The organism is Streptomyces sp. PA03-6a (genome assembly GCF_033792765.1).
Taxonomy (GTDB): domain Bacteria; phylum Actinomycetota; class Actinomycetes; order Streptomycetales; family Streptomycetaceae; genus Actinacidiphila.
In genome coordinates this window covers 1-7,340 of record NZ_JARAVK010000349.1, presented here as the reverse complement: position 1 = coordinate 7,340, position 7,340 = coordinate 1, and the positions used below count along the sequence as shown (strand labels likewise).

Annotated in this window: 9 protein-coding genes; 7 read left to right on the top strand and 2 right to left on the bottom strand. The window is 74.0% G+C overall.

Going from position 1 to position 7,340, the window contains the following annotated elements; genetic code table 11:
* Positions 1 to 264: hypothetical protein (locus PV350_RS42510; protein ID WP_500338735.1), on the bottom strand; the 264-nt coding region annotated here is incomplete at its 3' end.
* A gap of 36 nt (positions 265 to 300) precedes the next feature.
* Between PV350_RS42510 and PV350_RS42505 the strand changes: the two genes are divergently transcribed.
* Both PV350_RS42505 and PV350_RS42500 read left to right on the top strand, forming a co-directional pair.
* On the top strand, positions 301 to 1,008 hold the full coding sequence (locus tag PV350_RS42505; protein ID WP_499510449.1) for a response regulator transcription factor: 708 nt from the start codon (positions 301 to 303) through the stop codon (positions 1,006 to 1,008).
* The gene (locus PV350_RS42500) at positions 1,005 to 2,369 is read left to right on the top strand and encodes a sensor histidine kinase (RefSeq protein WP_499510450.1); all 1,365 of its coding nucleotides are present in this window, start codon (positions 1,005 to 1,007) and stop codon (positions 2,367 to 2,369) included. The genes PV350_RS42505 and PV350_RS42500 overlap by 4 nt, the downstream gene beginning before the upstream one ends.
* Positions 2,370 to 2,408: 39 nt before the next feature.
* On the opposite strand, the gene PV350_RS42495 is transcribed toward PV350_RS42500, so the two are convergent.
* On the bottom strand, positions 2,409 to 3,176 hold the full coding sequence (locus PV350_RS42495) for a CAP domain-containing protein (RefSeq protein ID WP_499510451.1): 768 nt from the start codon (positions 3,174 to 3,176) through the stop codon (positions 2,409 to 2,411).
* A gap of 321 nt (positions 3,177 to 3,497) precedes the next feature.
* Here PV350_RS42495 and PV350_RS42490 point away from each other — a divergent pair, with 321 nt between their 5' ends.
* The 5 genes from PV350_RS42490 to PV350_RS42470 all read left to right on the top strand — a co-directional run bounded on the left by PV350_RS42490 (position 3,498) and on the right by PV350_RS42470 (position 7,279).
* Positions 3,498 to 3,983, top strand: coding sequence for a cation:proton antiporter regulatory subunit (locus tag PV350_RS42490; protein ID WP_499510452.1), 486 nt, complete (start codon positions 3,498 to 3,500; stop codon positions 3,981 to 3,983).
* Between the two features lie 4 nt (positions 3,984 to 3,987).
* Positions 3,988 to 5,208, top strand: a complete 1,221-nt coding sequence (locus PV350_RS42485) for a cation:proton antiporter (RefSeq protein WP_499510453.1) — start codon at positions 3,988 to 3,990, stop codon at positions 5,206 to 5,208.
* Positions 5,209 to 5,279: 71 nt separating this feature from the next.
* On the top strand, positions 5,280 to 6,227 hold the full coding sequence (locus tag PV350_RS42480; RefSeq protein ID WP_500338737.1) for a sensor histidine kinase: 948 nt from the start codon (positions 5,280 to 5,282) through the stop codon (positions 6,225 to 6,227).
* A gap of 2 nt (positions 6,228 to 6,229) precedes the next feature.
* Positions 6,230 to 6,889 (top strand): response regulator, encoded by a 660-nt coding sequence (locus PV350_RS42475; RefSeq protein ID WP_500338733.1) that lies wholly within the window; start codon positions 6,230 to 6,232, stop codon positions 6,887 to 6,889.
* Positions 6,890 to 6,907: 18 nt separating this feature from the next.
* Complete coding sequence (locus PV350_RS42470) at positions 6,908 to 7,279, top strand: DUF4259 domain-containing protein (RefSeq protein WP_499510455.1); 372 nt, start codon at positions 6,908 to 6,910, stop codon at positions 7,277 to 7,279.
* Positions 7,280 to 7,340: the final 61 nt, after the last annotated feature.

The following is a 7,340-nucleotide window of genomic DNA, read 5'->3' as shown; positions in this document are numbered from 1 at the left end:
TGCTTCTTTTGTTCGCATGGTTCGATGTGTATAAGAGTCATGTACTTCCTCCCGGTGGCTTCGTGGTTGGCTCGACACGCGCGACGGCGAGGGCCGCGCGGGGGACGGGCTGCCGCCGGCGAGCGCGCTCTCGGGGATGTCCCGCGCGACGGGCGGCGTCGGGCGTGTCGAGCCCACCACGAAGCCCACGGTGAGCATGACCGCGGTCACGCTGACCGCGGTGCACGAGAGCCATATGACGACGTAGCGCAGGTACCGGGGCACGCCGCCATCTTTCCCGACCGGCTACTGTCCCTCCACATGGCATCCGTACTCCTGGTCGAGGACGACCCCGCGATACGCGCGCGGCTGGTCGAGGTGCTGACCGCGCACGGCCACATGGTGCACAGCTCGGCCTACGGTTTCGAGGCGTTGCGGCAGGCGGCGCAGCGCCCCCCGGACGCCGTGGTGCTCGACCTCGGGCTGCCGGACCTGGACGGGGTGGACGTGCTGCGGATGCTGCGCGGCATCTCGCGGGTCCCGGTCCTCGTCACGACCGCGCGTGACGACGACAGCGAGGTGATCCGGCTGCTGAACGCGGGCGCCGACGACTACCTGGTGAAGCCGTTCTCCGGGGGCCAGTTGGTGGCCCGTCTGACGGCGGTGCTGCGCCGTTCGGCGATGGCGCCGGCGCAGCCGCAGGGCCCGGCCCCGGAGGGCGCGGCCGGCGCGCTGCGGGTGGGTGGTCTGCTGATCGACGTGCCGGCCCGGGTGGCGTACCACGACGGACGGGAACTACGGCTGACGCGCCGGGAGTTCGACCTGCTGGCCTACCTGGCGGAGCACGCGGACCGCGTGGTGCCGCGCAGCCGCATCCTGGCGGACGTGTGGCAGCAGGCGTACGTGGAGGACCAGACGATCGACGTCCATCTGTCGGCGCTGCGCCGCAAGCTGGGAGAGCGGGCCTCGCAACCCCGCTACCTGCACACCGTGCGGGGCGTCGGCATCAAGCTGGTGACGCCTCGATGAGACGTGCCCTGGCCGGGGTGGCGCTGGCGGTGACGTCGATGGTGGCGCTGTCCTTCCTGATCCCGCTGGCGCTGCTGGTGCAGTCCGAGGCCCGTTCGCGGGCGACCACGGTCGCCGAGCAGCGGGCCGCGGCGCTGGCGCCGGTGCTCGCCCTCACCACGCGGCCCGCGGACGTCCAGCAGGCGGTGGCCGGGCTGGACTCGGGGGACCACCTGAGCGTGCGGCTGCCCGACGGGCAGGTCGTCGGGAAGGTGCACGCCTCCCAGGAGGCCCTGGACCGGGTGGCGGACGGACGGCGGACCGTGGCCACGGACACCTCCGCGGGCTGGGTCTACCTCCAGCCGGTGATCCTGGCCCGGGACCGGGTGGCGGTGGTGGAGGCCTTCGTCCCCCGCGCCGACCTGGACCGGGGGGTGAAGGCGTCCTGGGCGATGATGGCGTTGCTGGCGCTCGGCCTGGTGGCGGGGTCGGTCCTGGTCGCCGACCGGCTGGGCGCGCGCGTGGTGCGCGCCTCCCAGGGTCTGTCCCGCGCCTCGCGCTCGCTCGGCGCAGGGGAACTGGGCATCCGGGTGGAGCCCAAGGGGCCGCCGGAGCTGCAGGAGGCCGGGGTGGCCTTCAACACGATGGCCGACCGGGTCGTCGAACTGCTCGCCATGGAACGGGAACTGGTCGCCGACCTCTCGCACCGCCTGCGGACCCCGCTGACCCGGTTGCAGCTGGAGGCCGAGCGGATCGCCGCGCAGGTCCCCGGCTACCGGGGCGAGGACCTGGAGGCCGCGATCGCGCACCTGGAGAGCGAGCTGGACTCGATCATCGACGCGGCCCGCACGCCGCTGTCGGCCTCGCCCGAGCGCCCGGGCCGCGCGCAGGAGTGCGACGCGTCGGCCGTGGTGCGCGGCCGGGTCGAGTTCTGGTCCGTCCTGGCGGCGCAGCAGGAGCGCGAGTGCCGGCTGGAGGCGACCGCGGAGGCGACCGCGGTCCCGCTCGGCGAGGACGACCTCGCGGCGGTCGTCGACGCGTTGATCGGCAACGTGTTCCGGCACACCGCGCAGGGCACCGCGCTGGCGGTGACGGTGGAGCGGACCGCCGCCCGGACGGTGCTGCTCACGGTGGACGACGCGGGGCCGGGGATCAGCGACCCGGACACCGCCCGGGCCCGCGGGGTGAGCGTCGGCGGCTCCACCGGCCTCGGCCTGGACATCGTGCAGCGGGCGGCGGCCGCCTGCGACGGCGGCATGGAGATCACCAGGGGCCCACTGGGCGGCACGAGGGTGCGGGTGACGCTCGGGCTCGCCGGCGGGCCGCCTGTGGGGGGAAGGAAAGCGGCCCGACGCGCGAGGCGTCACCCGCACCCGGCCTGAGGCCGACCGGCCGCCCCAGCTGACCGGCCGGTCGGCGGTTCAGCGGGGCGTGCCGAAGTCCTGGGTCCACCAGGGACCGTTGGACGACGTGTTCACGCCGACTCCGATCTGCTCGAAGTCGCAGTTGAGGATGTTCGCCCGGTGCCCCTCGCTGTGCATCCAGGCGTCCATCACGGCGGCGGCGGTCCGCTGGCCCACGGCTATGTTCTCGCCGAGGGCCGACCACTGGTACCCGGCCGCCTCGACACGCCCGGCCATGGTGGACCCGTCGGGCCCGGTGTGGGAGAGCTCGCCCGAGCGGGCCATCACGTCCGTGTAGTCCTGGGCGGCCTCGGTGAGCCGGTCCTCCAGCGTCACCGGGCGGCATCCGGCCGAGGCGCGCTCGACGTTGACCAGCCGGACGATCTCCTCGACCACCGAGTCGTCGGCGTCGGAGCGCGAGGGCTGCGCAGCGACCGTCGTCGAGGCCGGTGACGGGGCCACCGTACGGGTCGGCGTGGCGGAGGGCCGCGGGGTGCGGGTGGGCCGCGAGGCCGGCTTGCGCCGCTCCGGGGTGGCGGAGGCGCTGGGGCTCGCGGTCGTCGGGCTCGGGCTCGCGGTCTCCGGGCGCGCGTCGGACGCGACGGGGTCGTCGGCCTCCCGGTCGCCGGCCGCCAGCGAGGCCTCGTCCTTGCCGCCGTTGTTCCCGTACTGCGCACCGACCCCGACCAGGGCGCCCGCGGCGACCGTCGCCACCGCGGCGGCCAGCGGCCAGGACCGCGCCGAGGGGGCGCGGCGGGCGCGGTGTCGTTTCCTGTGGGAACTCATGTGCGGGGTACCTCCGGACGACGGGAACTCCACCGGGCACGTCCGAACGCGGTGTGCCGGGCACTGTGACCCTAGGCGCCCGAGGCGGAGAACTCGCCGGTCGGGAGCGGATCTTCAAGAACACATAAGGCTGCGCTCAGGTAAGGCACCGGTACTCCCGGCCTTTTCCGTTCCGGGTGTGGGAACCGTCACACCGGGCCCGCGATGGGTGTCAGCACCCATATCGGCCCGGTTCGCCCGGATGAAAGGATGCGGATCCATGGGGGGCGAAACGGACGAGCAACCGGGCGGCGGCACGCCGTCCGTGAAGGGAACCGAGCTGTGCCTGCTCCGCGGATGAGCACGACACCATTGCCGGGCATCGGTGTCCGGTACGACCTCACCACGCGGGACCGGCGTCATCTGTCGGTGGTCGCCCACCGCGACGGTTCACGGACGGTGAACGTGTACCGGGCCGACGACCCGGACGCGTGCGCGCAGTCGCTGCGGCTGACCGGGCCCGAGGCGATGTCGCTGATCGACGCGCTGATGCCGACGCACCACAGCCCGAACCTGCTGCACACGACCGACCTCGGTCTGGTCGCCGAGCGCATCGAACTGCCCGTCACCTCGTACTGGAACGGCCGCCTGCTCGGCGAGACGCGGATGCGCACGGACACCGGCGCCTCCATCGTCGCCGTGCTGCGCAGGGCCGACGCGATCCCCTCCCCCGCACCGGACTTCCGCCTGGCCGGCGGCGACACGATGATCGTCATCGGCACCCGTGAGGGTGTCGAGGCCGCCGCCGCGATACTCGGGCGGGAGTGAGTCCTTGCACTCCGCGGTCTTCCTCATCGAATTCGGCGCCATCATCCTCGGTCTCGGCCTGCTGGGCAGGGTCGCCGGGCGGTTGCGCTTCTCCCCCATCCCCCTCTACCTGCTGGCCGGGCTCGCCTTCGGCGAGGGCGGGATCCTGCCGCTGGGCACCAGTGAGGAGTTCGTGGCGATCGGCGCCGAGATCGGCGTCATCCTGCTGCTGTTGATGCTCGGCCTGGAGTACACCGCGAGCGATCTGATCGGGAACCTGCGGACGCAGTACCCGTCGGGCCTGGTCGACATCGCGCTCAACGCCCTGCCCGGCGCGGTCGCGGCGCTGCTGCTCGGCTGGGGCCCGGTGGCCGCGGTGGTGCTGGCGGGCGTCACCTGGATCTCCTCCTCCGGGGTCATCGCGAAGGTGCTGGGTGACCTCGGGCGGCTCGGCAACCGTGAGACGCCGGTCATCCTGAGCATCCTGGTCCTGGAGGACCTGGCGATGGCGGTGTACCTGCCGATCCTCACCGCCCTGCTGGCCGGGGTCGGCTGGGCGGCGGGCAGCGTGACGCTGGCCGTGGCGCTGGGCGCCGCGGGCCTGGTGCTGCTGGTCGCGGTCCGCTTCGGGCGCGTGATCTCCCGGTTCGTCTCCAGCGACGACCCGGAGAAGCTGCTGCTCGTCGTGCTGGGCCTGACGCTGCTGGTGGCGGGCATCGCCCAGCAGTTGCAGGTGTCGGCGGCGGTGGGCGCGTTCCTGGTCGGCATCGCGCTGTCCGGCGAGGTCGCCGAGGGCGCCCACTCGCTGCTGAGCCCGCTGCGGGACCTGTTCGCGGCCGTGTTCTTCGTCTTCTTCGGTCTGCACACCGACCCGGCCAGCATCCCGCCGGTCCTGCTGCCGGCGCTGGCGCTCGCGGTCGTCACCGCGCTCACCAAGATCGCCACCGGTTACTGGGCGGCGCGGCGCGCCGGGGTCGCCGTGCGCGGCAGGTGGCGGGCGGGCGGCGCGCTCGTGGCGCGGGGCGAGTTCTCCATCGTCATCGCGGGGCTGGGGGTCACGGCCGGCATCGAGCCCGCGCTGGGCCCGCTGGCCACGGCGTACGTGCTGCTGCTGGTCGTCTTCGGCCCCCTGACGGCCCGCTACACCGAGCCGCTGGCCCGGGCACTGGCCGGGCGCCGCGCCCCGGCGGGGCTGACGAGCGGCTCCGAGCCGGAGCGCACCCCGTCCCCCGTCGCCGGGGACTGACCCCCCGCGCCCGTTGTCCGTTGCCGGCTGTCCCCCGGTTCCCGCTTTCCCCTGAGAGGAGGCCCGTGGCCGTGTCGCTGTTCTGGCGGATCTTCCTGCTCAACGCCGTCGTGCTGATGGTGGCGACGATGCTGCTGCTGGGGCCGGTCACGGTCTCCTCCCCCGTCCTGCCGGCCGAGGCGGCGGTGGTCGTGGCGGGTCTGGTCGCGATGCTGGTCGCCAACGCCGTGCTGCTCCGGGTCGGGCTGGCGCCGCTGCGCCGGCTGACCCGGGCCATGGCGGCGGCGGACCTGCTGCGTCCCGGGCGCCGGCCGGCCGCCGCCGGGCACGGCGAGATCGCCGAACTCATCACGACCTTCAACACCATGCTCGACCGGCTGGAGAGCGAACAGGCCGCCGGCAGCGCCCACGTGCTCTCCGGCCAGGAGGCCGAGCGGCAGCGCATCGCCCAGGAGCTCCACGACGAGGTCGGGCAGACGCTCACCGCGGTGCTGCTCCAGCTCAAGCACGTCACCGAACTCGCGCCCGGCCCGCTGCGCGAGGAGCTGCACCAGGTCCGCGAGACCACCCGCGCCGGCCTGGAGGAGATCCGCCGCATCGCGCGCCGGCTGCGGCCCGGAGTCCTGGAGGAACTCGGCCTGCCCAGCGCCCTGCGGGCGCTGACCGCCGAGTTCACCTCCCCGGCACTGGCCGTGCGCCACCGCCTCGACCCGCACCTGCCCGCCCTGGACGAGCAGACCGAGCTGGTCCTGTACCGGGTGGCCCAGGAGGGCCTGACCAACACCGCGCGCCACGCGGGCGCCGGCCGGGTCGACCTCCTGCTGGAACGTACCGCCACCGCTGTGCGCCTGACCGTCCGCGACGACGGCAAGGGCCTCGGCGCCGCCCCGGAGGGCGCCGGGATCCGGGGGATGCGCGAACGCGCCCTGCTCATCGGGGCGCGGCTCACGCTCCGTCCGGGACCCGACGGCGGCACCGAGGTGCGGCTCGACGTACCCGCCCGCGAGGAGGACCACTGACCGTGTCCGACACGGCGAAGACCCGGATCCTGCTCGCCGACGACCACGCGCTGGTACGCCGCGGCGTACGGATGATCCTCGACGACGAACCGGACCTGACCGTCGTCGCGGAGGCCGGGGACGGCGCCGAGGCCATCGAGCAGGCCCGCGCCCACGAACTCGACCTGGCCGTCCTCGACATCGCCATGCCCCGCCTCACCGGGCTCCAGGCGGCCCGCGAACTGTCCCGGCTGCGGCCCGGACTGCGCATCCTCATGCTGACGATGCACGACAACGAGCAGTTCTTCTTCGAGGCGCTGCGCGCCGGGGCCAGCGGCTACGTCCCGAAGTCCGTCGCCGACCGGGACCTCGTGGAGGCCTGCCGCGCCGCCGTGCGCGACGAGCCGTTCATCTACCCGGGCGCGGTCACGGCGCTGGTGCGCAACCTCCTGGAACGCGCCCGGCAGGGCGAGCCGCTGCCCGCGCGGGCCGTCACCGACCGGGAGGAGGAGATCCTGAAGCTGGTCGCCGAGGGCCACACCTCCAGGGAGATCGGGGACATCCTCTTCATCAGCGCCAAGACGGTCGAGCGCCACCGTGCCAACATCCTGCAGAAGCTGGGCCTGCGCGACCGCCTGGAACTCACCCGGTACGCGATCCGGGCCGGGCTGATCGAACCCTGAGCGGAGGAACGAGGAACGATGGGCGGTTGGGGCAGCGGCAACTTCGACGAGGACACGGCGGCGGACCATCTGTCCCTGCTCACCGGGCGGCTGGTCCGCGAGGTCGAGGACGCCGTCGCCGGCGCCCCCGGGACGCTGGAGCCCGACGAGTACTGGGGCGTTGCCGTCCCCTGCAACGTGGAGCTGCTGCACCTGATCGCCACCCAGGGCTGGGCGGGCGCGGTGCTCCCCGCGGCAGCGACGGTCCGGCGGTGGAAGGCGGCCTTCCTCGCCGCCTGGGACGGGGCGATCGACGACCTGGCCCCCTCTCCGGAGCACCGCGCCGAGCGGCGTGCGGTCCTCGTCCGCACCTTCGACGCGTTGGCCGAACTCGCCGGACGCAGGACCTGACCACCGCACGCGCCGAGCGCCGCGTCCAAGCGGGCGGGACAGGCAGGACGGGGCGCTCGGC